The organism is Sphaerisporangium flaviroseum, assembly GCF_039537005.1.
GTDB classification, from domain to species: Bacteria; Actinomycetota; Actinomycetes; order Streptosporangiales; family Streptosporangiaceae; genus Sphaerisporangium; species Sphaerisporangium flaviroseum.
Map to the genome: position 1 here is coordinate 1,244,683 of NZ_BAAAZR010000001.1, position 26,351 is coordinate 1,271,033.

Sequence of the window (26,351 nt, forward strand, 5' to 3'; positions counted from 1 at the left end):
GTCAGAAGAAGCCAAGGTCGGGTTGATCCGGCGTCCCTGTCAGCAGGGCACGATCGAGCAAGTTATTGAACTCCTCGCAGCTGGTTTCGGGTAGTAGCACGCATGAGTGGCAAGCGGCTCGATTCAGATTGTCGGATCCGCTGGCGTCGGACTCCATACACAGCGGGTCTGCGGAACACCACGAGATTCGCTCGATGGCCGTGCGAATGGAGGTCGCGAGATTTCCGGACTCGACCTGCGCCACGATGCCGCCGAGGCTTCCGGCGGAGTCGCTCGTCGCCGTGTAGATGAGGACTCCGGACATCTCGTTCGACACGTAAAGTCGTTCACGCAGTGACGCGGTGGGATAGCCGGAGTCGAGACTCCACTCATTGATGATCGAGTGTGCCAGCGTGTGGATCATCACAAGGCGTGGCGTGATCTCTCGGTCAGGGGCGAGGCCGAATCGAGCGAACCGCTCGCGATAGGCGGCGTCGATCGGAGCCACCCGTGCCCGAACGTCAGCTCGCTCCTCCCATGCGCCCAGTCGAGTCGTATCCAGACGCAGAAACACTCCCTCGCCGATGACCTCGATCGCCGGGAGCCAATCAGGCTGGTTCTCGGCGGTGTAGAGGGGTGCTCGGCGGCTCTGGTTCTCCGCGCTTGGGACCGCGAGGCGACTGAAGCCCTGAAGGACACGAACCTCGCGTAGCCGCTTGACCCGCATCACCCGGTCCATGCCATATTCCGTCGCGACCTTCTCGTCGGGCCACGGTACGCAGACGAAGTCCTGCTTTTCAGGCCTCTCCTCAGTCGTCCTGGTCAGAGCCTGATACTCCTCCAGCTTCAGCGCCGGCTCGGAGCCGTCCGAGATACCGGCTTCGTCCTGACGCCGACGCTCAACCGCCTGAATGATTTCCTCCACGCTGTACGAGCGATGGTTCGTGAGTTCCAGCTCTTCAAGGCGCTCGCGGAGGTCACGAGCCTTCCTTAGGGACTTCCAGTTGCGCTCGACGAGCTTCTGAACGCCTTCGGACCATGGAGGAATGGAAAGGGCGGACCGCATATCGGAGAACCAGACTCCGGACGCACCACGCTGCATCGCGCGTGGCAGTTCCTCACAGTTCTCCTCAGGCACGTTGCCCAGCCATGGACGCCTTCCCGTGCAGGAGTTTATGCCCTTCAGGGCGCCCTTGCGGAGAGAGCCCTCCATGGTGACGGGACGAACTCCGCAGCTGCACGAGATCTCGATATCGCCGAGCGAGGCGCTCCGTCCCGTCGCCTTGAGCTTCAGATTATGATCGCGGCTGTCGCCCCCCGCAGCGGTGGCGCCTTTGTGAAGCCAACGGAAATAGGGAAAGTCGTCGATATGGCCGGCGGCACAGCAGACGACAAATCTGGAGGGAACCAACTCCCGATCGCATTCCCTGCACTTGATCGGGCTACGGGTGGCACCGAAGAATCTTGCCTTCGCCAGCCTGTTGCATCCAGGGCAGGACTGAACCTCTGGAAATCGAACGACGGGAACGTCACCGTACTTGTCGCTGTCAGAGGCGGGGGGAAGCCGGAAACATTGAACTCCGAGTTCCTTCTGAAGCCGGCGCTCATAGATTATCTGGTCGTAAGGACTCAACTCCGGCCAGCGATCAAGGCCGGCGACCATGAAGGACTCGCTGCCTACTGCGATCAAGGAGCCCACCCCGTAGGTGGTGATCAGTTGGGCGCGGCGGACGCCACCGATGGGCTTCCCTTTCACCGAGTTCCCCTGTCCAGGTAGATGGTGGACTCCACGTCGACATCGCGCAGACTCCAAAGCGTTGCGAAGGAGTCCGCGGTTTGATCATCCGACTCGTCCCAGCGGCCGGCGTCGACCAGCAGTCCGGGCTGTCGATACGTACCGTAAATAAGGTTGGGTTCCGCTTCCGCGGCTTCATGCCACCGATTGATGATCTCGTCGATCTGCGCAGCGGTCATATCCCGCTCGGATGGCCCTGCCACGCGCTCCACGCGCTCCAAGATCTTCTGGCAGATCCCTCGGAGCTCTCCTTCGAAATCGGCGATGTACGCGGCAGCCTCTTTTGGACGTGCCATGGGAATCATGATTCGGGCGAGGCCGACGATGGCCGCATGGAGGGCGCGATCCCGAGCCCTCGTGGAGAACGGTGTCACGCTGGTGGCCTCCACCTGCCGGTACAACGCGGAGTGGTAGGCGGTGAAGTTCTCGTAGTGTGAGCGGTCCCTGGATCGGGCCGCGTTGAAGAGGGTGACCACGAGTCCGGGCCACTTCCGGCCGACACGGCTCGTCGCCTGGATGTACTCAGAGGTGGACTGGGGCTGCCCCATCATCACCATGAGGCCGAGACGGTCGACGTCCACCCCGACGGAGATCATGTTGGTAGCGAGGATCAAGCCCAGTGCGTCCGGGTACGGCGTGGCCATGTCCTGAAGATGACTCGGGATGGCGCTGGACGGCTCGCGACTTGTGAGTTCGATGTCGCGGCCGATATCACGCCGTTTCTGACCGAGAGTCTCGCGCAGGAAATCAAGTCGATCGTTGACGTCGTCCTGGACCTGAAGTTTTGCGCCGCCGAGGAGTCTCAGGCTGTTGAAGTAGCCCAGGAGCGTCCAGTACGTATCCCGTACCGCATCGTCTCCCTCGATCGCCTGTGCATGGTGAAGAAGAGCCGCATAGGTTCGCACCATCAGGCTCGTCTGGCTGGCGGCGGGCGCCATCAGGCCGACGTACCGCCTACTTGCCTTGCGCGATGGCGGAGTTTCGACGGAGAAGTAGGAATCGCGTGCGTCCAGTCCCGGCGGCGGGAACTGCTCGACACTGCGGTCGAAGAGTGCGCGACCTTGTTGTACGGCGCGGCGGATCGTGGCTGTCGACGCCACGACCTTGGGGCGACGCCCGATCAGATCGATGGCGGTCTCGTACAGGCCGGCGAGGGTTCCCAAGGGACCGGAGATGAGGTGGAGCTCGTCCTGAATGATCAATTCAGGTGGTGGTTCGGCGCTGAAATGATTGAAGAGATTCCCGATCTCAGGCTTCCATGGGAGGCCGGCGAACTTGTCGGACGTCGCAATGATCAGTGTTGGCTGGGCGGCGTAGATGCTGTCATCCACGACATGGATCGGTAGCCCGCGGGCGAAATCACATGTGCTCGTCTCGCAGGCGATGACCACACGATCGTCCGAAATCTTATAGTTGTAGTGATCGAGCGCGGTCCCGCACCAGGGGCACGAGCGGATTTGAACAGGGTTCTCTTCCTGGACTTCTTCCTTCTTGGCCAACCTGCGTAGCGCATTTTTGGCTTCGTCCAGCGTATTGGGCGTGGAACCACGACCGACCCACATGCCAATGGAGATTTCCGTAGAGCCGAGGCGCTCGGGTCGATCCAGCCGAAGTCGCTCCATGCAGCAAATCAGCAGGGCCGCACGTTCAAACTGTTGAACCGTGAGAAGGCGGAGCGTGTAGCGCATGAGAACGGTCACCCCGCCTCCCCTGAGCGGATCACGGAGACGCCTGAGGAAGGTGGAGAAGGCGATTAGTCCCAGATATGCTTCGGTCTTTCCACCGCCTGTGGGAAACCAAAGCACGTCAGCGATGTCGCGATCATCTGACTCGTGGTCGGCCATTCCCTGCAGCGAGAGGAGTATGAAGGCGATCTGAAACGGTCGCCAAACTCCCAGAGTTTCATCGGGGGAGGTGTTTTCTTTGTCAGGGGACTTAAGCCACTCCGTACGAGCACGCTGCATGGCCATAGCCCGATTGGCCAGCCGGAACGCCTCCATCGGGGCAGGATCCATGGAATCCGCAAGGAGCTTGATCCCGGCGTCCATACGGCCGCAGGCCGTCTTGCATCGTTCGAGATGCTCGACGGCGGTCGTCCGAAACTCTCCATCGAGGATGTTCTGGACCTGTTCGGATCTGCGCTCGATCCACTGTCGATATCCCGACGTCAAGTCCTGGAGCGCCGAGACGACCTCGGTGTCGGACGCCGTTGCCAGGTGATGAATCCCAAGACGTTCTACATTGATCGTTGGATTGGAATCGGCCAACCGAAGATCGTGCGTAGGGACGAAGGTAGTGCGGATCCAGGCGGCGGACGGCTTGGCCTCCATGTCATTGACAACGACCTCTGATGACTCCCACTCCACTGCGCAGCCGTGGCCGGTGGCGAAAATCGGTGCATGGCGGTAGAGCAGCCGATACGAGTTGAGCTCTCTGTCGGAGTCGGCTGAGCCAAGCGAAGGACGCTCAACAAACGGGGACGAACCGTCCACTCCCCTTACCGTGACGCGAGGCTGGAAGAAGGCGGTCGCATCACGGTCGGCGCTGTTGGTGGATGACCTGAACGTATTGATCAGTGCGAGCGTGACAACGGCGACTCCTTCAGCATCGGCCTGCCGTACCCGAACGAACAACTCCAAATTATCTGTGATCGGAATGGGGGCAGGCTGGCCGGCTACGGAAGTCTTTATGCTGCACGGTGATATCGAGATGGGCTCACGGCGCCAGGATCGCTCTGCCACCGCATTTGTGCGACTGTGCCGCTCCTCGACCGGCTCTGGGACATAGCGAGCCGCCTCCACCTCGACGAGGATCGTGTCCGCGACGGTGACGTCAACAGAGAATGTCATGCCCATGGATGACGGATAGCGGACATTGGCCATGGTGACAGCAGGGTCGGGGACATCGGCCGGATGCCGATTCTCAAGCTCCTCGTCCGGGGCGTTGCTGTCAGCCACGCTGTCTTCCGACTGGGGAAAGAGGATGCCCGCCGCGTATTTGGTGATCGGCGGATCCGTGATCACTTCCTCGGGGAAGGACGGTCCGATCAGATCACGCTCCAACCGCGCCACCAGCTCATCGCGGAACGCATAGTGCTTGTCGAAGGTCACAGATGCTCCCCATCCCAATCGAAACGGCCAAGTCCCGTGATCCGGGGTCGCAGCCATATGCCTGACCATCCGAGACCGGCGTTGATGCCGGCGACCTCGCGACCGATCACAGTCTCCACACTGTCGACCCGAAGCTCCTTGATGCTGGAGGGCCGTCTGCGGCCACGACCCGGAAGAAGCGTCCGCAGTGCCTGTGCGAAAGCATCGGTGGTCACGCCTACGCGCCGACCCTCATGCTCAACGGCGTATCTCGGTACGTCCTCAGAAGACGGTCCCGGGAGCTGAACCAGGGTGATGGGATCTCCAGCCCGTACCGCTGAGGTCAGGTAATCCTGGATCCCTCGCGGGTCTTCTTGAAAACCGACTGTGCCGGCGGGATCTTCGGCGTTCACATCATCGGGACGGATCTCCACCCCAAGATGGTGCTCTGCTTTGAAGCCGAGTTCGGTCCACCGCCCGTCGTGCAGCTGCTTGAGGTGCCCCGAAGATAGTTTCGTAACCGGCTTCACATGTATCAACAGGTCACGGGGACGAGTCATCGCGACGTACAACAACCGCGCGCGTTCGGCCTGCTCTATCGGATCGTCGTCCGGTGCATCACCTGGATCGATGACGATGACCTGTTCGAACTCGAGGCCCTTGACTCGATGAATCGTGGAGACCGTGAGCGGCTCCGACGGCTGCTGGATGAGCTCATCGGGAAAGTCTCCACGCAACAGCCTCCGACGGACAACCGTGAGATCAAGCGTATCGCCGCGAGAGCGCGAATCCATTCGCCGGAGGAGGCCCCATGCCTCCTCCGGATCTACGCCGGAATCCTTCAGGACGGCCAGGAAGGAGTCCTTCGTGGGCTGTTTGGAATCGAGGCCGCGGAAAACAGCACCAACCCACGCAGGGAGGACCTTGTCCTGTGCGGCTCGCTGAAGGCGGTGGCGCACGCCGAGCTCATGAAGGCGCCTGGAGATCAGGAGGACTTCTCTGTTGCCTCGACACAGCAGTGCGGTAGGTGCTGTCATACGTGCCAGGACCGGGGCCGCCTGGTCCAGCGTGCCGAGCGAATCGCCGGACAGGAGTACGGTCCTGAGATCGCGCTGGAGCTGCGTGTAGGGTGCGTCGACCTTGCCTAGCGCGCCGCCGAACGAGAGGGCGGCCCCGGCCTCCGGTTCCCGGGCGCGAAAGTTACCTGCGAGCGAGACCTCTAAGAGATCGTCGGTGAAGCGCTTGCGCACGTCGTCGTACAGCCTGGCCGCGCCTGCTAGACGTTCCTGCGGATCGCTCAGTTGGAAGCCGTAGATGCCTTGCGCAGGGTCGCCGAGGAGGGTGAAGCCGGCAAGATCGGTACTGAGTAGAGCCATGACCAGCTCAGCACGATCGCCGACGAGGTCCTGGACCTCGTCGACGACAAGATGACTGACCTCCCCGATCAGCTCCGCGGCGTTCGGGTCTTCCTTGATCAGTCGAGTGGCCTCTCGGATCCGCTGATCGAAGCCCTGCCGCTGCCATGGACCGTCCGGTGCGACCTCGGACAGAAGCCATGTCGCGTAGGAGTCGAATGTCCGGACGTCGACCTGCGCGGCGGCGGAACCGAATGCGACGAGGCGATTGCGGATCTCGCGGACAGCCGCACGGGAGAAGCTCAGGACCAAGAGCTCGGCGGGTTCGAGTTCCTCCTCGTCGATGAGAAAGGCCAGGCGGCGGATCAACGAGAACGTCTTGCCTGTTCCGGCAGGAGCCGTTACCAGGAGGCAAGCGGTCGCGGGCGCCTCGACGACGCGTTGCTGCTCCACCGTCAGCTGAACCTGATCTGTCATCGGCTCTTCCACAGGTATTCGAATTGGCGGAACGCAAGCTCTTCACCATATTGAGCGATGTTATCGGCGACATTTACGATGAGGCATTCCTCCTTGCCGCCGTTCAGAGGACCGCGGATACCTCGACCGATCATCTGCTGATAGACGTTGGGGCTGTACGTGGGCCGTGCGACGATCACGGCCCGCGTCGCCGGGGCGTCGAATCCCTGAGACAGCACGTTGTAGTTGGCGAGCACTCGGATCTTGCCCTGCCGGAACTGTTCGATCGCACGCCGGCGCTGACCCAGGTCGGTGTCACTCGATACGGCGGAGGCCGAGATCCCCTTGTGAGTAAGGAGCGCCGCCATGGTCTGAGCGTGATTGACGGACGTGGCGAAGAGGAGGATCGGCCAGTTGTCCGGCAGGCCGAGGATCTTGTCGATCAGAATCCGGTTACGGATGGAGTCGTGGCCGAGTCGCTCCTCCGCTGAGGCCGGGAGACGACGCAGCTGCGTGAGCGTGTCTCGCTCACTCGCGCTTAGATCGAGCTTGACGCCCGGCAGGACCTCATGTCTGACCTGGGCCAGCACGCCAAGCTCCTGTAGCGTAGCGTACGGCTCGGCGCCTAGGATCTCCGTACCGTTCCGGTGGTGATCCAGTCGGTTCCGTCCATAGCGAGCTACCAGCCGGTCCGACTCGTCCGTATTGGTGCCCCGGAACGGCGTTGCGGTCAAGCCGACCAAGGGGCAGCGGGAGCGATGGGGCGTCAGGCCTAGGGCAGCCAAGACCCGCGTGTATCGCGGACTGATCGAGGTATGGGCCTCATCCACGATGACGGCTTGAGCGTTGCGCAGCCACGTGTACTCGTCCGTCTCGATGACCTTCTCCAACTTGGCGTCGGTGGCGATGACGAGGTGATGTCCCTCCTCCACGGGGTCCGCTTCGTTCATGGCCCACAGTCTGCTGACGGTCAACTGCCGGGCCGGGCCGGTGTGGCGCCATACCATCTGCCAGGTCTGGACCGCTTGCTCGCACAGTTCTTCCGTCTGCGCCACCCACAGCACCGGGATGGAGACGAGCTCAGACGGAAGCGAGCGCAGGCGGCGGATTACCGCCTCGACGGCGACTCTGGTCTTACCTGCTCCGGTCGGCAGGCTGAGCATTCCTCGTTGAGCGGGCTTGCTCTGGAGGACCTCCTGAATTCGCCCGACCATCAGCTCTTGGTACTCATGCAACGTGGGAAAGTCCACCGGGCCCTGCACAGTGAGTACTGGGTCGAGACTGGGCTGTCGGAACCCGGCGTATTCGGTGGGAAAACCCAGATCGGCGACGAATGCCTTCGCCTGATGGTTACCGGCCATCTGGGTTGGCACCGGGAAACCACGATCCTCAAGTTCCTGTCGGAACTCCCGCAGAACGCCTGGGCCGTGCACCGCAAATGCCAGCTCGGCAACGGTTCGGTCGCTGACGAGACCTTCCTCGGCCTCGATCGCGTTGACCAGACCGTATGGCAGCCGTTCCCGCAGCACGTCACCCCCGAGCATGGCCAGTAGTTTTTCCCTGAGATCCGGCAGCTCTCTGACCTTGACGATCTGCTGGTCTCGCTGGATGTCCTTACGGTGCTGGAGGACCTGCTGACAGCGTTCTTCTGTGAGCCCAAGTTTGAGAAATGCGTTCAGCTCCCGGAGTAGTTCCAGGTCATCGCCGTGGTCGCGCCAGTAGATCGACTCATCACGTCGACCGATCTCGACCGGCTCCGACGTCTGCCCTGACGGCGTACGAATGAGCTGCTCCAAGGCCTCACAACGCAGCAGGTGAAGGCCGCGCAGCGGGCGTCCCGGCTCGAATTTCAGTTGGGGGAACACATCCTCCAAAGGGATCGGCTGACCGGGGTACGTCGCGCGCAGCTCGGTGATGTACACCTCGTCGAACGTCTTCATCCCCCACTGATCCACAAGCTTGGCGACGTCGTCCGACCTGGGAACCAGCAGAGCCGGGAGACCACCCGCCATGAGACGTCGGTATTGGCTCTGATCCGCGGTGGCGACAACGTCCGCAGGAGCACAGGTGACCCAGGCCTCCCCCTGCTGGCAACGGATTTTCGGGGGAGCGCTTAGCTGAGTGACGGCCAGTGCGTAAAGCATGCCGAGCTCGATATGCCTCTCGCTCTCAAGAGCCTGCTTGAGAAGAGACAGCCAGAGCGCCCCCTTGATGTCCTCAAGGGTGTTGGCGAGGCCAAGAGCACGTGCAAGACCGGGATCGATATCGGCGACCGGCAGGACACGAGCTTCGTCCCTCAGGCCAGGACCGACGCAGTCGGCGGTGCGACGGATGCCCATCGATGTGGTCAGTCTGCCGTGCTTGGCAACGGCCCATACCAGCGGTGACTGAACGGACAGGGGCGCGTCATCTGGGCGAGTGAGCGCGTAGACCGACCAGGTCGTGACCATTCCGGTGGTCGGGAGGTGATAGATGAACCTGGAGCGGGCTGCTGGCGTCAGGCCGGACAGGAGCCCGAGGTGACCGGCGGGATTCGCCCCTGCCACCACGATCTTACTTAGCTGTGGCCTCCGATCACCGGATGGAATGAACCTGTAGTACAGGTCGATCATGTTCGACCGGTACTCGTCGAACCACATGGCCCGGGAAGGATCCACGTCAACAATTGGCACGTCGGACATGCCCAACTGGCGCAGCAAAGCCATGTCATCGTGGTGGAAGTCCTCGTCCACCACGAAATCCCCGTCGTCAGGACTCCCAGAGGGGATGACCGCGCCGGGAAGGAGGCAGTCGCTCAGTCTCTTGTAGGCGCCAGTGCGTGTACGTACCTTGAGCTCCGCGACCACACCTCGGCTGGTCAAGTGTTCGACGGCACGCTCCGCGCCTGTCGCCCTGGCAAGCAGCCACAGCCGGTCCCAGTCCGCTCCTCCGTAGCGGACGAGATCACCTGACACGGCTGCGGAAAAGCGTCCGAAGGCGTCTGCCTCTCTGATACCGAGACTGTCGAGGAAGCGAGAGGCGGCTGGGTCGTTCTCCAACTCCGGGTCAACGTAGACGGTGCCCTCGGTGGACGGGTCCATGGGCGAACGTCGAAAGACCTTTCCTTCCTGAGGGGGGACCAGCCGGCCGTCCTCCGTGCGCAAGACCGCAGACCTGATCGCCTCTTCGCTGTAGGGGTGCTTCTCCGCGGCCAGCTCCGCCACGATGGACAGCGCAACAGCTGAGGCGGCGGTGGAACCGTCGGCGACCACGGCCTCCAACCACTCCCGAACGGTGGCTGCTCTGCCCCCTGCCTCCTCGATCAGAGTGTCGGCCCGGGATCGACGAGTCGCCGTTCGCTCGACGGAGGGATGACACCACGCGACCGGGCGGCCAGGGTAGGCGGCCCACCGCTCCACCAAGGTCATCCAGCGCCGCCCGTCATCGGTCGCCGGCGCCTTCGGGTGGATCCTTATCTCCTTGGGTTTTTGGAACACCCCATCCTGATCAGGTATTGAGCGGTTCTGCGCCGCCTCGGTGCGGACCAGTTCGGTAAGCAGTGAGTCAGCCCAGTTGCGGACCTCCCGGCCACGTGCGGTGATCAGCTCAAGTGGCTTCGCGGGATCATCCGGTGCGGCGAGATCCGGCAAGGAGGTCACGATCAGGCGAGCGGCCTCCTTCATCAGCTCCTGATTGAAGACGTTCCCCTTGAGGATGTGCTGGCGGTCCTCGTTGGTCTTCCATGCGGCATTGAGGACACCGCTCAAAGTCGTTTTGTACTCAGTCGGGAAGAAGGCCCAGAAGGTTCCTTCCCGCTGCCAACCTGAGCCTGGAACAGCCCATGCGATCGGAACTTCAACTCGATTGCGGTATTCGCCGGCATCGGTCCATGCCTCGTCGGACAGTCGGGAGTAGGTCTCGAAAACCGACCACTCCAGGGGCTCTGCTACGACGTCGTTCTCAATGACCTGGAGCGAGCGGCGAACACCTTCCCCTCCTACGATGATCTCCTTGCGGTACGTCTCGTCTCTGCGGTCTTCCAGGATCACGCGGCCGGCGTGCGGCGAGAACACCGCGAACACCTCTGGGAACTCCCGCAGCTGCACGGATAGGCGGCTGGCGACGCCGCCGTTGCGGAGAGGAAGCTTGACCACGGTGGCGGCCCAGGACATCAGCTCGTCCAGTGTCGCGTCCGAAACGCGCTCCTGGTCGGCGTCAAGTAGGTGCGCGATACGGAGAACCGGCGTGGGGCCGGAGGCGGGAATCCGTTCGAGAATCTGGGCACGAGCACGGCTCGCGGACCATCCGAAAGAGCCGGTGCGACTGAAGAACTGCGGCTGGTCCGAGACGCTCAGGACGGATTTGAATCCCACACCGAATCGCCCGATCTCTGCACCACGCTTACGCGACAGGTGCGAGGCCAGAATGGTTCGGGCCCCCTCTGGAGTGATCGGGTGTCCGCGGTTCGCGCAGTACAGTGCCTCCGCCGTAAGAACCACGTGGATCAAGCCGTCCGCGGTTGATCGAAGCTCGTCCGCGCCATTCTGGATCAGCTCGAACAGCTGTCGAGTTCCATAACCACCCTCCCGTACGGACGTCTCGATGTTCGCGTGTTCCTCGACCAGATCGGTGTTGGCCACGTAGGAGTTGAGACATGCCTCGGATTGGGCCAGGACGACCTGAGCCACCGGACCGTCCTCGCCTGCCCAATCTTGTCGGCTAACATGCAGGGCCCCGTTCGGACTTTCCACCTGGATTTGCCCTCCTCGCCACACAAGGGACGATGCTGTAGAGACGTTCATGCCAGAGAGGCGCAAACTGGGCAGAACTTTGCCGGCTATGCCTCTAGGTTCGCCAGCCGGTAATGACCAGGCGGGATCTCCTCGGGACTGTCGTCATGTGACTGAATAAGCCACCCCTGGTCGATCAATTCACGGAGCTCCTGCCGCCACGTCGGGGTCTTGGCGACGCGTTCGAGCTGCTGGGGACTCGCCGGCCACGGGCTGATGTGAAGGAGATACTCGATCAGTCTTTCGGCGGAGTTCGTGCCGCCGACGGACGCGATGGTCGTTTCGCTCGAAGCAACGGACTCCTCCAGCTGGGGCGCGTTCAGACGGTACGGCGCCTCAGCCCCCGAACCGAGGGTGTCGATATCCCAGCCGACCGCGCGAAGCTCGCGGATGCGCCGCGCCCATGCACGGATTGCCGCTACACCCTCCAGCTCTTGAGGTGAGACCTTCTCGCCTGGATGACTGCGGAAGTACAGGAGGAGGGCTGTCCGGGCACCGCCGATGACGTCTTGACGCACTTCGGCAAGGGCGTCTCGCGATTCGGCCAGACAGGTACCCACTTTGGCCGCTGTGTCCAGCCAGTCGATGGGTCTTAAATTCTCACGCTGTGTGTTCTGGACGATCCCCAGAGCGTTCTTGAGCGACTGTTCGAGCTTCTCCAACTGTTCCCCATGGAGATGGTGAGCGCCGCTGCTGGAGGAAGGTTCCATGAGCTGTGAATACCTTTCTCATCTCATCGTCCCATCGTCTCATCGCCCCAGAAAATGGCACGCTAGCGCCTAGGCCGGGTGATACAGAGCCTCGAGAACAAAAATGGAAATCTGCTCTGCCGGTCTGCGCGAAGGGAAAGGTGAAGGAGGTTCCGTAGGGCTTATAAGCCTGCCTGCCCACGTCTTCAGGCTTGGAGCTCATCCAGACGGGGCAGCGACTCGAAGCGAGTCGCTTGACGAGAGGGTAGGCGTCTTCTGGTTGGTATGTCAAGAAGCGGCAATCATCACCTTTGATGATGATCTGATGATGGCAGTGATCGGGACAAACATGTATGATCGTGATGAGATGGGTATGCAGGTGCATTATGCAGCATGTCGCGCATGTGGTCGTATTTGCGAACTCTACTTGCGCTAGAGCGATTAGTGCTTCACTCTCGTCCTTATGCCCGGCGATCCCGGGCTGCTGGCGCAGTTTCGTAGTCTCATGCTGATGTAAGCAATGCGCGTGCACTGACACCTGGTCGGGCGGAAGCCGAGGGTGTCAGGGGCGGCAGGTGACAAGGGGACAAGGGACGGTGGTGCGATGCAGTAATAGGAGCAAGCGTCGCGATAATTTGGGGTACGCGTCTTAGCGCCTACACGTCGCTTGGAGACCTGATCAGCTCGTATCCCTGTCGGATAACTTTATCGAGTGTCTTCCAGGGTTGTGACCTTGGGGGTGCTTGTCATGCATCATTCAGCAAGACGATGGAAGTGAAGCGGGGACTCCGTCGTCGTCTGGTAGAGGCATGGTCGCGGGACATTGGGTTGCTCTACGGGAGCCACTCACAGTTCATGGCACATTTCAGTGTTCAGGCCTACGCGATGCAGCGAATTGATCACTCTGATCAGCTTGCACGTGCGCGCGGGTAGTCAATGCTTGCTGTGGCGGTCCAGGGTCGCCTCAAGTCAAGGGTTCGATTTCCTTGCCTCGAGACCACCTTCTAATCGATAAAGAGTGGTACTGGCAAGGATGCTGGCACCCGAACCGAGAACGGGGTTCCCCCCATGGGTAACAAGGCTTCTAATGGATCTACCGGGAATGACAAGCTGCCTTTGCGGTGGGCGCTGGTTATTTTCGTCGGCACCGCCGTGGGCATCGTCACTGGCATCGCCAGCGGGCTCGGCGTTGGCGTGGAAGTGGGCTTGGTGTGTGCAGGATTTCTGCACATGGTGCTGCCCAGTGACAAAAACTGACCTTTTGCTCTGACGTTTTCCCGTGCCGGCAGTTCCTTATGGACCTCTTTGCCGGCACGGGGACCGTAAGCTCGGAGCTTGCCGGGAGGCACGGCGGGAAGCGCACGTAGATCTCTGGAGAGCGCCAGATGGTTATCAGACGTGCTCAACGTCTGTGCCGACGGCGTGGCCAGGGGAGATAGGCCCTGACGTTCGTACAGATCTCCATGTCGTAAGACTCTGCAACAGCCCCTCATTGGGGTGGCCCCAGTCGAATGCAGCAGAGAGGATGTGCATGGCCAACCGCGGGGGGACGGCGTTTCCGATCTGCTGACCTACATCTCGTCCGGACCATGGGTAATCGGCAGGGAAGGTTTGAAGGCGGCCCGCTTCCGCGAGGGAGAAGCGCTCCATCTCAGCACCGTCCGGGGAAACGACGCGGTTGCGGAAGATCTTTCCTGTTACCGTGGCTGAGGGTTCACAAGAGGCGCGACGGCCGCGCGCTTTGGGATCCCCGCCGGTTCCGTAGTTCGAGATCACGAAGAACGGCGATCGTCGATCAAGCACTTCTGCCATGGTCGTCCATTCCAGAAGCTCTTGGTCGCCGGCCTCGCGAGGGACGCCCTTCCGGTAGGGGCGGTGCGTAGGCTGAGGCAAGGTCGCCTTTTCGCCTTCATCGCGCTTGCGAGCTATCAGTACCGCTCGCCTGCGGGTCTGCGGAACGCCGTATTGCTCCATGCGGAGGATGCCGCAGTCCACCGAATAGCCTTCATCATCCAAGGCCGCTGCGTAAGCCTCCCATACCGGTAGTACTGCGGGGACCTGCTCAAGTACGATCGCCCGATATGGGGTGTTCTTCTCGTCGTCGATTGCTTCAAGGGCCCAGCGGAGAGGTTCCAGCACCAAGCCGGTTCGCTCGTCCTCCAGCTTCGCGAGATCTCGATCGATCTCTTCTCGGTCCTCTCGGGCGACCATACGCTTGACGAAGCGGAGTACTTCGTCGAGCGCCCTGCGGCCGGCTCCTGCGCCCGCGACAGTGAAGGTTTGACATGGTGGTCCGCCCGCTAGTACATCCGCCTCAGAGAAGTCGGAAGGGCCATAGTGGCGTACATCCCCCTCCACTGTTGCAAGGCCGGCGGCCCGGCGGGTCATACAAGCTGAAGCGTCCCATTCCACACCCACCGTTGCGACACCCAGCTTCTCTGCTGCGACGTCTAGTCCACCGGGGCCGGCGAACAAATCAACGATCTTGACAGGGTGCACATGATCTCCAGGGGTGTGTCGTTCGGGACGATGTTGCCACAGTTCCTGGATCAGCTGTCCCAGAGCGAGCAAGCTGGCGAACGCGCACCGAGCGTCACTGAGGGTATCAGCACGCGCCCTCGTAGCAGTGGTCACGCAGTGCGTTGTGCACACAGCTGGCAGTGTCAAATCGCAAGCGCCGGTACAGGGGGCCTCTCGCGAAGGTGTGTCTGGCTTCTCGGCGGGGAGCGGCAGCGGCTCTCGTTGACGCAAGTCGACCTGCGCGCAGACGTGCTCGCCTCAGATATGCGAGCCAGGGGCCGGTGGTGGTTCGGTTGTTCCCGGAGACGTAGATTGGCGTAGGCGTGCGGCGGGTCCTTGTCGACGATCATGACCGGGTCGGAGCCAGCTCTCCAAACCGATGACCTGGCCGCCTAGCTCTACGCAGACTCCAGACTGGTGAACCGTCTCATCGGCAACTCCTCGCGCCTTCGGAGATCAGCCGGAACCAGTACGCCTGATCGCCTCGCTGCGTAAACTCGTGATCTCAAACGGCTTCTGTGTTCATGTGGTGGAGATATGGCAGTTGCAAGACCAGCGGGTGCGTCCAGTGCGGGCGTGCGTAAGAGCATGCAGGCGAACAAGGGCAGGGATACCAAGCCCGAACTTGCCTTGCGAAGTGCGGTACACGCCCTCGGTCTTCGTTACCGTGTTTCGGTCCGTCCGCTGCCGGAGGTCCGGCGAACTGCCGACCTGGTGTTCACCAAGGCAAAGCTGGCGGTGTTCTTGGACGGGTGCTTCTGGCATGGATGCCCTGATCATCACACGAAGTCCGCTACTAACGCCGCCTATTGGGCGGAAAAGATTGTCCGCAACCGGGAGCGTGACGCCGAGACCGACCGGAAGTTGACGGAGGCCGGGTGGCAGATAATGCGCGTGTGGGAGCACGAGAATCCCAAGGAGGCGGCCGTTCACATCGCCGAGCAGGTGCAAAGCATCCGTCAGAAGGACTCGGCACACAAGAAATGAAGGTCCCTTTGGGTCTGTCCAGTCAAGACGCCGGGTACAGTCCCGGTGAATTGGAAGGAATTTCCATGCGCTAACAGGGAAAGGCGCCGATATTCTGGAGACCATGGCCGCCAAGTTCCGAGTGATATCATACTACGGCAGCCGTGCATGGTCTTCTACCACTGCCAATAGCTCATTCAGAGCTGTGAGGATGGTCTCGGATGCGCCCGGGTGTTCGAGTGCTATCGGAAGAAGTGAGGGCCGCCTCGCGTAGTTGGCCGAGGAGAGTTGTGCAGGGATGTTCCTCCAACCTGGTAGAACGCTGAGTGAGTCGGCCAGGCCCGACAGGCGATCGGAAGACGTGCCTCGATTGTTCATCCACTCGAAATTAATTGATAGAACCGATTTGCTCGCGCCAGTGTAAATGCTCCAGACGGCTGCTTCGTCGGAGCCGAGGCCGAACCACGCTGTGACGGAGGGATACACGGCTTGGCCGAAATAATATCCCCGGAACGACGGGTGCCGCTCAGCGTGCCGGTAGACGGCTAGTAGAGTACCGGCTACGCGAGGTGGGCAGTATTGCTCAATGGCGTGGACGAGGCTTTCCTCGTCCCAGTTGCTCTGTCCTCGTATTAATGCCGATCGTTTCTCGTTGGGAGTCGTTGGAACGGCTCCCAAAGTGCCGACCTCGGTAGGTGCCGCGTCATAGTTGCGTGTCGGAACCGGATCACCGAGCGCCAGTTGAATCGCGATCGCGATCGATTCTAGCCAGTCGATGGTCTCCTCGGCTTCGCGTGCGGTGATGGCGGACTTCTGTCCTGCTTTCTCCGGGTCGTGGTCGGCAGTGTGTGCGATGTTGTTCCGGCGCCAGGCGATTTCCCTGAGCCTGCCACGCACGCCGTCGGACGTGACCGGTGCGGTCGTGTCCTGCTCGGTGAGGACTTCGGCGACCCTTACCCAAAGGTTCACCGTACTGATGTGGGCGAACCCTTCCTTGATCTTGTCTGGATTTTGGAAGGTCATGAACCCGAAAATTTGTTCGAGATGGGTCCTGAACGTTTGCCCGAGGTCGGCATTGTGATAATGAACCTTTTCGAACATCTCCACCGGGATGGCGAGTTTGATGAACTTGGGAGGGCGGGTCGCGTGTGGTTGCAGGGCCAAAGACACCGCACGGTCGACGATCTCCCGCGTGATCCAGTGGTCCAAGGCTGCAACGGACTGAGTCCAGGCGGCTCGGTAGAGATCGGTAACGTCAAAGGCGCCCACTCCAAGCCGCTCGAGGTTCCTGCCCCCGTGGACGAGTTGTCGCGCGTAGCCAAGGTTCTGCTGAAACTGCTCGAATGCGGCAGGAGCATCCTCGGACTTAAGTTGATTGGGCTGCCTCCGCGTCCGGTACTGACGCGCCAGCTCCCGATAGAGTTTGACATCCGGAAAGTTCTCTAACGCCTGGACTCCGATCGGAGTGATCGACCAGCCGTTCCTCTTGCTCATCCAGCCAATCGATGCCGCTTCTCCCGTGCGGAACCCAAGCTGTGCCCACCAGCGTGCCTGGCCGTGCCCATCGAGCGCCAGATACTCAGAAGCGATCGGCACCCGTTCGCTGACTGCCTTCCGCACCCTGTCAGGCTGCATAGGACGGCCTTCTTCGCGCAGAATCTCCATCGTTGCGCGGAGAAATGGTGCGATGTGCTCGGTAAAGGGCATGAGGACTCCTTGCGTATATTTATCGTCCGCGGCGGTGGGAAAGCCCAGGGTAACGGGTGGTTCAAGCCCTCTGCGAGCGCACGAGCGCATTGACGGCCTCCTCAGCGGACAAACCTGGGCTCTCGCCTTGGTAGGTACTCGTGATGGGCTCTGCCGCACACAACTTGGGCGGACAGTTGGCCGTCTCAGCGCGCGACGACAGGCTGTCGCGATGGCCGCGAGGCATTGAAGCTGGGGCACCTCCACCTGGCCACCAGTGGTGACACGCATCTGACCGTTGGCATGAGGTCGACACGTCCTTAGCAGATTCTCGGACGCGTGCCTAGGCGTCGGAGGACGGGGATGCCGTCAGGTCCAGGAAATACTGCCCAAGACGAAGGCGAGGACCATTTCGCTGGCGGTCACCTTTCGGCTGGGGCGGATACATGTCGGTGTCATCTGGTTTGGGGACCTTGATCAAGCGGCGGTCTCGTGCTGCTGTGAGTGCGAGGCGTGCTCATGTCGGCGTGGAGGGCTCAGTCGTCACGCCAGCGCGACGCAGGTCATGGAGCCAGTCCTTCGAGAAAGCGGAAGAATGCGAAAACTGTCGTCATTCAGGTCGACCGCGAGGGCACCGAAGTCAGCGACCGTGTCAGAGAGGAGGACGGCGTCCCCGGCGTCCGCGAAAAGGCGCGGGCGTTCCCGGCTCGGGATCGTGCTCGGCGCCACCGCTCTGGGGGTCGTGATCCCCGCGCCGGCGGCCTACGCCGCTCCGCCGCACAACCTTCCCCAGTCGGCCGGAGGGTACGAGGCGTCGTTCTCGCCGGCCTACGACTACGACGGCGACGGCTGCTACGCCACCCCCGCCATCGGGCCGGACGGGACCCTCGCCCCCGGGCTGAACCCGACCGGCGCGGTCAACGGCAACTGCCGTGACCAGTCGGACCTGGACAATTCGCAGACCTACGCCCGGTCCAAGTGCAACAACGGCTGGTGCGCCGTCGTGTACGCCAGCTACTTCGAGAAGGACCAGGCGCTGGCCGGCATCAGCCTCGGCGGCCACCGTCACGACTGGGAGCACGTCATCTCCTGGGTCAACCAGGCGTCCAACCAGGCGGAGTACGTGTCGACCACGCAGCACAGCAGCGTGGTCACCTACACGCGCTCGCAGGTGCGCTTCGACGGGTCGCACCCCAAGGTCGTCTACCACAAGGACGGGGCGTCTACGCATTTCTTCCGGCTCGCCAACGGCAATGACGAGCCGCCGGAGAACCACTACCACAACTGGCGCTATCCGCCGCTCGTGGACTGGAACGGCTGGCCCAGCACCTCGCTGCGCGACAGGCTGATGAACGCGAACTTCGGCTCCGCGACCATCAAGATCAATGACGGGAGGTTCGCGGACCTGCTCTCGCGCGCCAAGCCAAGCGGTATCCCCTTCAACCCCGCGGCCTAACGACCCCGACAGGTTCCGACTCCCGTCAGCCTCTCCACGCGCAGGCCCAGGGCGGACGCACGAGGCCGCGACGACGTGAAACCCATGCGCGTACCCGATGTGCCGCTCCGGCGACGAAACAGCCGGAGCGGCACCACGACGGCGCGGGGCGGCGATGGTTGGCCTCGTCATCGGTCGGCCGTGGGAGATGCCGGCGACCGGTCAGCAGATCGTGCCGGGCTTGGATGCGGTGGCTGTGAGGAGGTCGCGGACAAGGTCGAAATTGATCTTTTCCGGCTTGCGGAAGCGCAGGCAGCCCTTGCCCATGTCCTGATCGGCCAGGCGCTGCTCGAAGGCCTCGCGGACGTCGCTGCGCATGAGATAGAAGGAGATGTACTGCTTCTGGCTCGCGAAGGCGATCTCGGCGGTGCCGTCCCGCTGGTAGGTGGGCATTCCGTACGCCATGACCTCGCTGAAGCCCTTGAGCTCGGTACGGCACAACTCGCGCAGCCTGGTCAGCGCCTCCCGGCGCTCGTCGGCTACCTCGCCGAGGTAGGTGTCGACGTCTCCCGCCTTGCTCTGCATCATGCACGAATCGTAGGCCGTCACGCTCGCTGGGCGGGCTGCCGCTCGTCCGGGGCATCGGCTTGAGTGGGGCTCACAGCGGGCTGCACCCGTGGCGGCCAACTCGCCGATCTTGAGCTGCGCCACCGCCGCCAGGCCCGCTGCGAAGACCCGATCCGCAGCGCGAAAGACACCGGCCTGCGCAACCTGCCCTGCACGACTTCACCCAGAACCAGATCTGGATGAAGACCGCGGTTAGCGAGATCACGCCGGTTATGGTGATATAAGCGAGTTCATCCGATATACCGCACAAGTGGCCCGTCGGGTCATATCCCATTTGCCGTATTAACCGGCAGTTGACACACTTGCCGGATTAATCATCTGTGTTGCCGTCTCAATACGGGGTAGTTCACCTATGTGCCGCCATTATGGTGATACACCGCTCGATTCTCTTAATTTACTAATGGGGGGTATTTAGGTGATCTATCCATCTAGAGGCAGGCAGCCTCTGACGCGAATGATCAACGACCGATCCCTGTTCGCTTACATCGGCGCGGCGGTGACGGCTGGGGCGCTCATGGCGCTGCCGCTTCCCGCGCAGGCCGACTCTCACGTCGGCACCACGAAGAACGCCGCCCAGGCCGGCCTCACATTCCCGTCGACACCCGACGGCGGAGGCGGGGGCGGCGGCGAAGAAAAGGCTCCCTCCGCGAAGAAGCCCAGAAAGGAAATCCGGAAACACCGCCGAATACGCCACGTCGTCCAACGTCCGCGAAAGCACCACGAACATTTCGTCCGCCAACCGCAGCCGCGAGAGCACGTCAAAGTCTCTATCCAGCCCGAGCACGGCGGAGGCGGCGGCCACCGACACCACTGGGGGCATCACGGCCACCACCACAACAACCATTTCACCGACGACCTCTACCGCACGCGGCACTTGCGCAAGTACCACAGCCATCACGAGGCCCGCGAGGCGCTCATCCGGGACGCGCGCCGCTGGTTCCATCACGTACCGGCAAAGGCCCACCCTCAGGGCGTCAAGGGCCACGACGCTGTACGCGTCGTGCGTAAGGAGCCCAGCGCTCACCGGGATGGCGGCCGGAAAGGCCAGTAAGGGCCGCCGGGACCCCACAGCCCGGGGATGAGCCCGGCACCCAGGGACCGGCCGGACCTGCAGGTCCGGCCGGTCCCTCCGGCTAAGAGGTGCGAGTAAGGGCGGGACCCTGTGCGAACCGTGGAGGGCCTCATCACCACGGCCATCAGTGCAGCCCCGGTGTGGATGTGGCACCGCGCCCGACTGCGGCCGTAGGACGCAACGGGTCACCCCGGATCACATCTGACTTGCGTCCCATGGACTCGATCTTCCCTTCATCGGCTGAGCCCTCTCTCCCGCCGCCTCGGTCGCAGCACGCGTAGCGCGAGCGCGCCGCCGGCCAGCAGCACGGCGAGCGCGACGACGCCCCAGCCCGCGCCGAGGCCCGCCAGCCGGCTGGAGATCAGGCCCTGCACCGCCGTCGCGGCCCCCACGATCGGGTCCTCGGCGGATCCGCCGCCCAGCACGCGCAGCTCGTACCAGCCGTAGTACAGGACGTAAGCCCCGGCCAGGACGAGCAGGCCCCCGCTGGCCCGCGACACGTACGGCAGGATCCGCCGAAGCCTCGCCACCGCGGCGGCGCGGGCCAGCGACACCGCGAGCGACAGTATTGCGATGACCAGCCCCATCCCCAGCGCGTACGCCACGAAGGCGCTCACCCCGCCCGCCAGGCCGCCACCGGCCACCGAAGCCGAGGTGACCGCCAGGAACGGGCCCACCGTGCACGAGAGCGAGGCCACCGCGTATGAGAGGCCGTACCCGTAGAGGGACAGCGGCGAGGCGGCGGGACGTCCGGTGGCCAGGCCGGGGAGGCGGACGAGCAGCTCGCGGCCGGTCAGCAGCCAGGCGCCGAGACCGATGAGGAGCGCGCCGATCACGAGCGTCGCCCACGGCAGGTAGCGACCGGCCGACACCGCGAGCGCGGTGACGGCGAACCCGAACAAGCCGAAGACGGTGACGAATCCCGCTGTCATCGCCGCCGGCAGCACCAGCGCCCGGACCACCGGTCCGTACCGGTCCAGCGGTCCGCGCCGATCCGCCCCGTCGTCGGCGATCAGCATCGTGAGGTAGGCGGGCAGCATGGCGAAGCCGCAGGGGTTGAAAGCGGCCACCGTGCCCGCGGTGAACGCCAGAGCCAGCGGCAGATCGGCGGCGGTCATACTCGCCCTCCCGAGCGGACGGCGGTCATGGTCGCCCTCCCGAGCGGACGGCGGTCGTGGGCGTTTCCTGTCCGGTGGCCGGCATGAGTGGTGTTACCTGGCCAGTAGTTCGCGGACATGGCCGTCCAGCGTGTCCTGGCCGAGTGGGCCCGAGGCCTTGGTCGTGCTCCCATCCGGTCTCATGAACACGAACGTGGACTGCTCGCTGACGCCGAGTTTCGTCCACACCGCGCCCTTCTCGTCCGAGAGTTGCACGATGCCGCCGGTGCCGGTGCGCTGGACGAACTCCTTCATGGCCGCCTCGGTGTCCAGCCCGGCCACGCCGACGAACGCCACATCGCCGTACCGGGCGGCCGCGGCCTTGACGGCGGGCGCCTCGGAGCGGCACTTGGGGCACCACGGCGCCCAGAACCAGAAGACCACCGGTCTGCCCGCCAGGCTCTCCCCGCGGAAGTCCTGACCGTCGAGCGTCCTGGCTGAGAACTTCAGCGCGGCGGGCACCGCCGCCTTCCCCGCCGGACCGGCCGAGGACGACGGCACCGCGGACGACGGCACCGACGTCGACGACGACGCCGGAGCGGAGGACACCGGGGCCGACAACGGCGCGTCGCTGCGGACCGGGTTGGCCGCCTCGTCCCATCCGGCCCCGCACGCGACCGTCACCAAGGCCGTCAGCGCCACGACGGCCGCACCACGAACTGTGATCATGCGGTCCAGCGTAGAAGCGTTTCCCCTCCGCAGACCTTACGAGACCATGACGGCCCAACTCATGCTCGCGTCTTGCCGAACATCCGGTCCGAGGTCGGCCTGGCCCGGCGATCCGACCGCGGTTCGGCTGAACGCATCTGGTCAGGCTTCTAGAGCCTTGCCACGTCCCGTACACGGGTGTAGATCAGCTCGATGCCAAAGGTTGCAGGTCCTGCCGTCGGTCTCCCTGCCCCACAAAGCCGTGGCGATGGTGATTTTTCTACATGATTGACGTGATAGCCGCATAAGTGCTCATATATGCGACACTGATCTTGAGTAATCAGCACGTGTATCTTCCATGCCTGCGACCCGGAGTGATCTATGACAGCAGCCCTCGAAATCTCCGGATTGTACAAGAAGTTCGGCGAGAAGGTGGCCGTCGACCATGTCGACCTGAACGTCCCCCAAGGTTCCTTCTACGGGCTCGTCGGCCAGAACGGCGCCGGCAAGACCACCACCTTGTCCATGGCGGTCGGCCTGCTCCGCCCCGACGGTGGTAGCGCGCGGATCTTCGGCGCCGACGTCTGGTCGGACCCGGCCAAGGCGAAGTCGCTGGTCGGTGTGCTGCCCGACGGGATGGCCATGCCCGAGCGGCTCACCGGCCGTGAGGCGCTGACCTTCCTCGGCCTGCTCCGGGGGCTGTCTCGTGAGGTCGTCGATCAGCGTGCCGGAGAGTTGCTGTCGGTCCTGGAGTTGGACGACGCGGAGAGAACGCTCGTCATCGAGTACTCCACCGGAATGCGCAAGAAGATCGGGCTGGCCACGGCACTGCTGCACGCGCCGAGGCTGCTCGTGCTCGACGAGCCGTTCGAAGCCGTGGACCCGGTGTCGGCCGCGACGATCAAAACCATCCTGCGCGGTTTCGTGGCCGGTGGCGGGTCCGTCGTGCTCTCCAGCCATGTCATGGCCCTGGTGGAGCAGCTCTGCGACCACGTGGGGGTGATCGACAAGGGAAAGGTGGCCGCGGCGGGCCCTCTGGACGAGGTCCGTGGCGCCGGCTCGCTCGAAGACGCCTTCGTCAGCCTGGTCGGCACCTCTGACGAGGGATCGAAGGAGCTGTCGTGGCTGTCGCGCTGACCATGGCCCAGATGAAGCTGGCCGTCCTCCGCAATTCGATGTCCGGCCAGCGGGCCGGCTTCGTCGTCATGGGTGCCATCGGTGGGCTGGTGCTGGCAGCCGGCACGATCTTCGTGGCCTTCTCGGGGCCCGACCTGCTCGCCGCCACCTACGCCGTCTGGATGCTGGGCTGGATCTTCGGTCCCGCGTTCGCCGGGGGCGGCGACGAGACGCTCCGCCCCGAGTACTTCACGTCACTGGGCCTGCCTCCGCGCCGCCTGGCCTCCGGACTGCTGGTCGCGGCCTTCGTCGGGGTGGCGCCGGCGATCAGCCTGCTCGCCCTGAGCGGGCTCGCCGTCTTCGGGGTACGGCAGGGTGTCGCGGCCGCCCTCGTCTCGCTTCCGGCGCTGCTGCTACAGCTCGCGATCTTCGTCCTTGTCTCCCGGGTCGCGGTCGCCGTGCTCGGCCTCGCTCTGCGTTCCCGCGTGGGGGCGATCGGCGCCGGGCTGGTCAACGGCATGATCCTCGCGTTGATGGGCCAGATCTGGGTCGTCTTCGTGGCGCTCGGCGAGGTGGGCGGCATCCCGCCGGTGGTGACGACGTTGGCCCGCTACCTGCCCTCCGGCTGGGGGCTCGCCGCGGTCGAGGCCGCCGCGTCCGCCGACTGGGCGCGGGCGGGGGCCTTTCTCGGCAGCATGGCGGTGTTCATCGCCCTGCTGCTGGCCGCGTGGGCGGCCCTGCTGACCCGGCGCGCCGGATCCGCGAGGGCGGCCACCAGAGGGCGCAGGCCGATACGGGCCACCACCGCCTCGGGCGCCGTGCTCGCCAAGGAGCTGCGCACCTGGTCCCGTGACCTGGTGCGCACCCACTACCTGACCTTCGCCCTCGCCTACGGGCTGTCCTTCGCGGCCGCCCCGCTGCTGATGGGTTGGGCCGGGATGCTGCCGTGGGCGGGCCCGATCTTCGTCGTGATGGCCGCCGGCATGTCGGCGAACCTGTACGGCACCGACGGCACCGCCCTGTGGCTCACGCTGATGAGCCCGGGGGCGAGCGACGTCCGCGGGCGGCAGTACGCGTGGCTGCTGACCGTCGCACCCGTCGCCGTAGTGCTGACGCTCTGCCTGACCGCGGTCACCGGCGGGCCATGGCCCCTGATGCTCGCCCTCCTGGTCGCGCTGCTGGGCGGGGGAGCGGGGTTGGTGGCATTGGCCTCGGTGTACGCGCTCATCCCCGGCACCGATCCGCATCGGCGCGGCGGCAATCCGCTGCGCTACACCGAGGACGACGGTGCGGTCACCGGCGTGGTGTACGCGATCCTCGCGCTGGCCGCCCTCACGGCGCTCCCTGCGGCGATCGCGACCGCGATGTTCGGCTGGGCGGGCGTGGGCGTCGGAGCCGTGACGGGTGTCCTCTGTTACTGGGGATTCGGGCTCCTCGCCGAGCGTCGGCTGGTCGCGCAGGGGCCGGAACTGCTGGACATGATGCGCACCGGCCGCAAACCGGCGTCGAAGCCGGGCGGCAGGACCCGCTTCGAGGAACTGCCGCTGCGCCGGCGCGTCGTCGCCGGCGTCTGCTTCTCGGTCGGCGCGATCCCGTTGTTCCCGCAGGGCCTGCTGGCCGGCTACTTCAAGGCCTCCGGCAACTCGACACGCTCGTGGTTCCTGGCCCTGTACCTGCCGCCGTGGCTGCAGTGGCCCACGATCGTGTTCATGGTCCTCCTGGGGATCGCCGTCTACGCGACCGGAGTGATCGCCTCCTACGGCCACAAGAAGGAGGCGGCGTAGCGCCGAATCCTTACGATCAGGCTTCTAGGGTCTTGCCGCGTCCCGTACACGGGTGTAGGTCAGCTCGAAGTCGAGGTTCCAGGTCGTGCCGTCGGTCGACATTTCCCACTGCCCGTCGACGGTGTCGCCGTCGGGGCTCAATGTGCCGGTGAAACGCTGGTTGAACCTGGGTGCGCCCCGCCACAACTTCCACACGCCGCCGTCGAGTGTCATCCGGTACACCCGGTGCACGCCGCGGGCGTCGGCGTACAGCATGGTGAACTCCTCGGTGGCGTCGTCGAGCCCGATCAGGGCGGTGGTCGGGAACGGCGCGTTGTCCCGCCACGCGTTCGGCGTGGTGGGCGGTATCGGCTCGGTGTCGGAGTACTGGCGCAGGAACAGGCCGCCCTCCTGCCAGGTGAACTCGGTCCACGCCGTACCGACGCCCGGGACCTTCGGCTCCGAGGAAGCGCGCGGCGGCGGGACCCGCCCCGATCTCCGCGCTGCGCCGCATGCCGGGACTCTACCAACCCGGTACGCCGACGCGGCGCGAGGAAGTGCTGAGAAATGAGCTGATATGTCTGTCAACGCGGACGCCGGCAGCGGGCGTGGTTACGGGACCGGACCGTACAAGAAGCTGTAGCCGACAGGAGTGACAGCGTGGATCTCGATGCCGAGTTCGTCGCCTTCGTCCGCCGAAGAGGCAGTCACCATCTGGGGACGGCGGTACTACTGACCGGCGACTGGCATGCCGCTGAGGACCTGGTGCAGGCCGCGCTGGTCAAGCTGTACCGGGTCTGGAGCAGGCTGGACACTTCGGGCGACCCGGACGCCTATCTGCGCCGCATTCTGGTCAACACTCACCGGTCGTGGTGGCGGGCCAGGTGGCGGCGTGAGCTGCCGGTGGCGAACCTTCCCGATCGGCCGGGCCCGGCGGACGTCGGGGAGCGGCACGCGGTGGCGGAGGTGGTCAGGCACGCCCTGGCCGCCTTGCCGCCACGGCAGCGGACCGCCCTGGTGCTGCGCTATTTCGAGGACCTCTCGGAGGCCCAGACCGCCGAGCTCATGGGCTGCAGCATCGGCTCGGTGAAGACCCACGCCCACCGGGGAGTGCAGGCGATGCGCAGGCTGCTGCCCGATGACCTGTCGGAGAAGGTGCCCGGCGGGCGTGTCAACCAAGACCAGGACCAAGGGAGTGAACCCTGGTGACAGCGTCCCCTTTCAATGAG

The 26,351-nt window shown here is 63.9% G+C and carries 18 protein-coding genes; 7 read left to right on the forward strand and 11 right to left on the reverse strand.

Going from position 1 to position 26,351, the window contains the following annotated elements; translation table 11 throughout:
- Position 1: 1 nt before the first annotated feature.
- The 5 genes from drmB to ABD810_RS05885 form a co-directional block, all read right to left on the reverse strand.
- Entirely contained in the window at positions 2-1,735 is a 1,734-nt protein-coding gene (gene drmB / locus ABD810_RS05865) for a DrmB family protein (RefSeq protein ID WP_344935119.1), read from the reverse strand.
- The gene (locus tag ABD810_RS05870; RefSeq protein ID WP_344935121.1) at positions 1,732-4,884 is read right to left on the reverse strand and encodes a helicase-related protein; all 3,153 of its coding nucleotides are present in this window, start codon (positions 4,882-4,884) and stop codon (positions 1,732-1,734) included. Before ABD810_RS05870 ends, drmB begins: the two co-directional genes overlap by 4 nt.
- Positions 4,881-6,695 (reverse strand): UvrD-helicase domain-containing protein, encoded by a 1,815-nt coding sequence (locus ABD810_RS05875; RefSeq protein ID WP_344935123.1) that lies wholly within the window; start codon positions 6,693-6,695, stop codon positions 4,881-4,883. Before ABD810_RS05875 ends, ABD810_RS05870 begins: the two co-directional genes overlap by 4 nt.
- Positions 6,692-11,341: a DEAD/DEAH box helicase gene (locus ABD810_RS05880; protein WP_344935125.1), complete on the reverse strand. Its 4,650-nt coding sequence runs from the start codon at positions 11,339-11,341 to the stop codon at positions 6,692-6,694. Before ABD810_RS05880 ends, ABD810_RS05875 begins: the two co-directional genes overlap by 4 nt.
- 149 nt (positions 11,342-11,490) lie before the next feature.
- Entirely contained in the window at positions 11,491-12,153 is a 663-nt protein-coding gene (locus tag ABD810_RS05885) for a hypothetical protein (RefSeq protein WP_344935127.1), read from the reverse strand.
- A gap of 1,047 nt (positions 12,154-13,200) precedes the next feature.
- Here ABD810_RS05885 and ABD810_RS05890 point away from each other — a divergent pair.
- Positions 13,201-13,389, forward strand: a complete 189-nt coding sequence (locus ABD810_RS05890) for a hypothetical protein (protein ID WP_344935129.1) — start codon at positions 13,201-13,203, stop codon at positions 13,387-13,389.
- Between the two features lie 135 nt (positions 13,390-13,524).
- Here the strand turns inward: ABD810_RS05890 and ABD810_RS05895 are convergent, their stop codons facing one another.
- A complete protein-coding gene (locus ABD810_RS05895; protein WP_344935131.1) occupies positions 13,525-14,631 on the reverse strand; it encodes a DNA cytosine methyltransferase in 1,107 nt (368 codons plus the stop codon).
- A 558-nt stretch (positions 14,632-15,189) separates the two neighbouring features.
- Here ABD810_RS05895 and ABD810_RS05900 point away from each other — a divergent pair.
- Complete coding sequence (locus ABD810_RS05900; RefSeq protein ID WP_344935133.1) at positions 15,190-15,639, forward strand: very short patch repair endonuclease; 450 nt, start codon at positions 15,190-15,192, stop codon at positions 15,637-15,639.
- A 132-nt stretch (positions 15,640-15,771) separates the two neighbouring features.
- On the opposite strand, the gene ABD810_RS05905 is transcribed toward ABD810_RS05900, so the two are convergent.
- A complete protein-coding gene (locus tag ABD810_RS05905; RefSeq protein WP_344935135.1) occupies positions 15,772-17,325 on the reverse strand; it encodes a hypothetical protein in 1,554 nt (517 codons plus the stop codon).
- Between the two features lie 628 nt (positions 17,326-17,953).
- Between ABD810_RS05905 and ABD810_RS05910 the strand changes: the two genes are divergently transcribed.
- Entirely contained in the window at positions 17,954-18,760 is an 807-nt protein-coding gene (locus ABD810_RS05910; protein ID WP_344935137.1) for an NPP1 family protein, read from the forward strand.
- A gap of 201 nt (positions 18,761-18,961) precedes the next feature.
- Here ABD810_RS05910 and ABD810_RS05915 read toward each other — a convergent pair whose 3' ends face one another.
- Positions 18,962-19,327 carry an iron chaperone gene (locus ABD810_RS05915; protein ID WP_344935139.1) on the reverse strand — a complete coding sequence of 122 codons (366 nt, stop codon included), beginning with the start codon at positions 19,325-19,327 and terminating at the stop codon, positions 18,962-18,964.
- Positions 19,328-19,820: 493 nt separating this feature from the next.
- Here ABD810_RS05915 and ABD810_RS05920 point away from each other — a divergent pair, with 493 nt between their 5' ends.
- Positions 19,821-20,417 (forward strand): hypothetical protein, encoded by a 597-nt coding sequence (locus ABD810_RS05920; protein ID WP_344935141.1) that lies wholly within the window; start codon positions 19,821-19,823, stop codon positions 20,415-20,417.
- 254 nt (positions 20,418-20,671) lie between these two features.
- Here ABD810_RS05920 and ABD810_RS05925 read toward each other — a convergent pair whose 3' ends face one another.
- Positions 20,672-21,556, reverse strand: a complete 885-nt coding sequence (locus ABD810_RS05925; protein ID WP_344935144.1) for a cytochrome c biogenesis CcdA family protein — start codon at positions 21,554-21,556, stop codon at positions 20,672-20,674.
- Between the two features lie 93 nt (positions 21,557-21,649).
- Positions 21,650-22,264, reverse strand: coding sequence for a TlpA family protein disulfide reductase (locus tag ABD810_RS05930; protein ID WP_344935146.1), 615 nt, complete (start codon positions 22,262-22,264; stop codon positions 21,650-21,652).
- Positions 22,265-22,624: 360 nt separating this feature from the next.
- On the opposite strand from ABD810_RS05930, the gene ABD810_RS05935 reads away from it, so the two are divergent.
- Together ABD810_RS05935 and ABD810_RS05940 are read left to right on the forward strand one after the other, a co-directional pair.
- Positions 22,625-23,380, forward strand: a complete 756-nt coding sequence (locus tag ABD810_RS05935) for an ABC transporter ATP-binding protein (protein WP_344935148.1) — start codon at positions 22,625-22,627, stop codon at positions 23,378-23,380.
- Positions 23,365-25,143, forward strand: a complete 1,779-nt coding sequence (locus tag ABD810_RS05940) for a GumC domain-containing protein (RefSeq protein WP_344935150.1) — start codon at positions 23,365-23,367, stop codon at positions 25,141-25,143. The genes ABD810_RS05935 and ABD810_RS05940 overlap by 16 nt, the downstream gene beginning before the upstream one ends.
- 24 nt (positions 25,144-25,167) lie before the next feature.
- Here the strand turns inward: ABD810_RS05940 and ABD810_RS05945 are convergent, their stop codons facing one another.
- Positions 25,168-25,710 (reverse strand): hypothetical protein, encoded by a 543-nt coding sequence (locus ABD810_RS05945; protein ID WP_344935155.1) that lies wholly within the window; start codon positions 25,708-25,710, stop codon positions 25,168-25,170.
- A gap of 72 nt (positions 25,711-25,782) precedes the next feature.
- Here ABD810_RS05945 and ABD810_RS05950 point away from each other — a divergent pair, with 72 nt between their 5' ends.
- Positions 25,783-26,331 carry a SigE family RNA polymerase sigma factor gene (locus tag ABD810_RS05950; protein WP_344935160.1) on the forward strand — a complete coding sequence of 183 codons (549 nt, stop codon included), beginning with the start codon at positions 25,783-25,785 and terminating at the stop codon, positions 26,329-26,331.
- Positions 26,332-26,351: the final 20 nt, after the last annotated feature.

Excerpts from the sequence above, each read along its gene's own strand:
- ABD810_RS05875 (WP_344935123.1), bottom strand. The coding sequence starts at position 6,695 with ATGACAGATCAGGTTCAGCTGACGGTGGAGCAGCAACGCGTCGTCGAG.
- ABD810_RS05885 (WP_344935127.1), bottom strand. The coding sequence starts at position 12,153 with ATGGAACCTTCCTCCAGCAGCGGCGCTCACCATCTCCATGGGGAACAG.
- ABD810_RS05890 (WP_344935129.1), top strand. The coding sequence starts at position 13,201 with ATGGGTAACAAGGCTTCTAATGGATCTACCGGGAATGACAAGCTGCCT.
- ABD810_RS05900 (WP_344935133.1), top strand. The coding sequence starts at position 15,190 with ATGGCAGTTGCAAGACCAGCGGGTGCGTCCAGTGCGGGCGTGCGTAAG.
- ABD810_RS05905 (WP_344935135.1), bottom strand. The coding sequence starts at position 17,325 with ATGCCCTTTACCGAGCACATCGCACCATTTCTCCGCGCAACGATGGAG.
- ABD810_RS05915 (WP_344935139.1), bottom strand. The coding sequence starts at position 19,327 with ATGATGCAGAGCAAGGCGGGAGACGTCGACACCTACCTCGGCGAGGTA.
- ABD810_RS05920 (WP_344935141.1), top strand. The coding sequence starts at position 19,821 with ATGATCAACGACCGATCCCTGTTCGCTTACATCGGCGCGGCGGTGACG.
- ABD810_RS05925 (WP_344935144.1), bottom strand. The coding sequence starts at position 21,556 with ATGACCGCCGCCGATCTGCCGCTGGCTCTGGCGTTCACCGCGGGCACG.
- ABD810_RS05930 (WP_344935146.1), bottom strand. The coding sequence starts at position 22,264 with ATGATCACAGTTCGTGGTGCGGCCGTCGTGGCGCTGACGGCCTTGGTG.
- ABD810_RS05935 (WP_344935148.1), top strand. The coding sequence starts at position 22,625 with ATGACAGCAGCCCTCGAAATCTCCGGATTGTACAAGAAGTTCGGCGAG.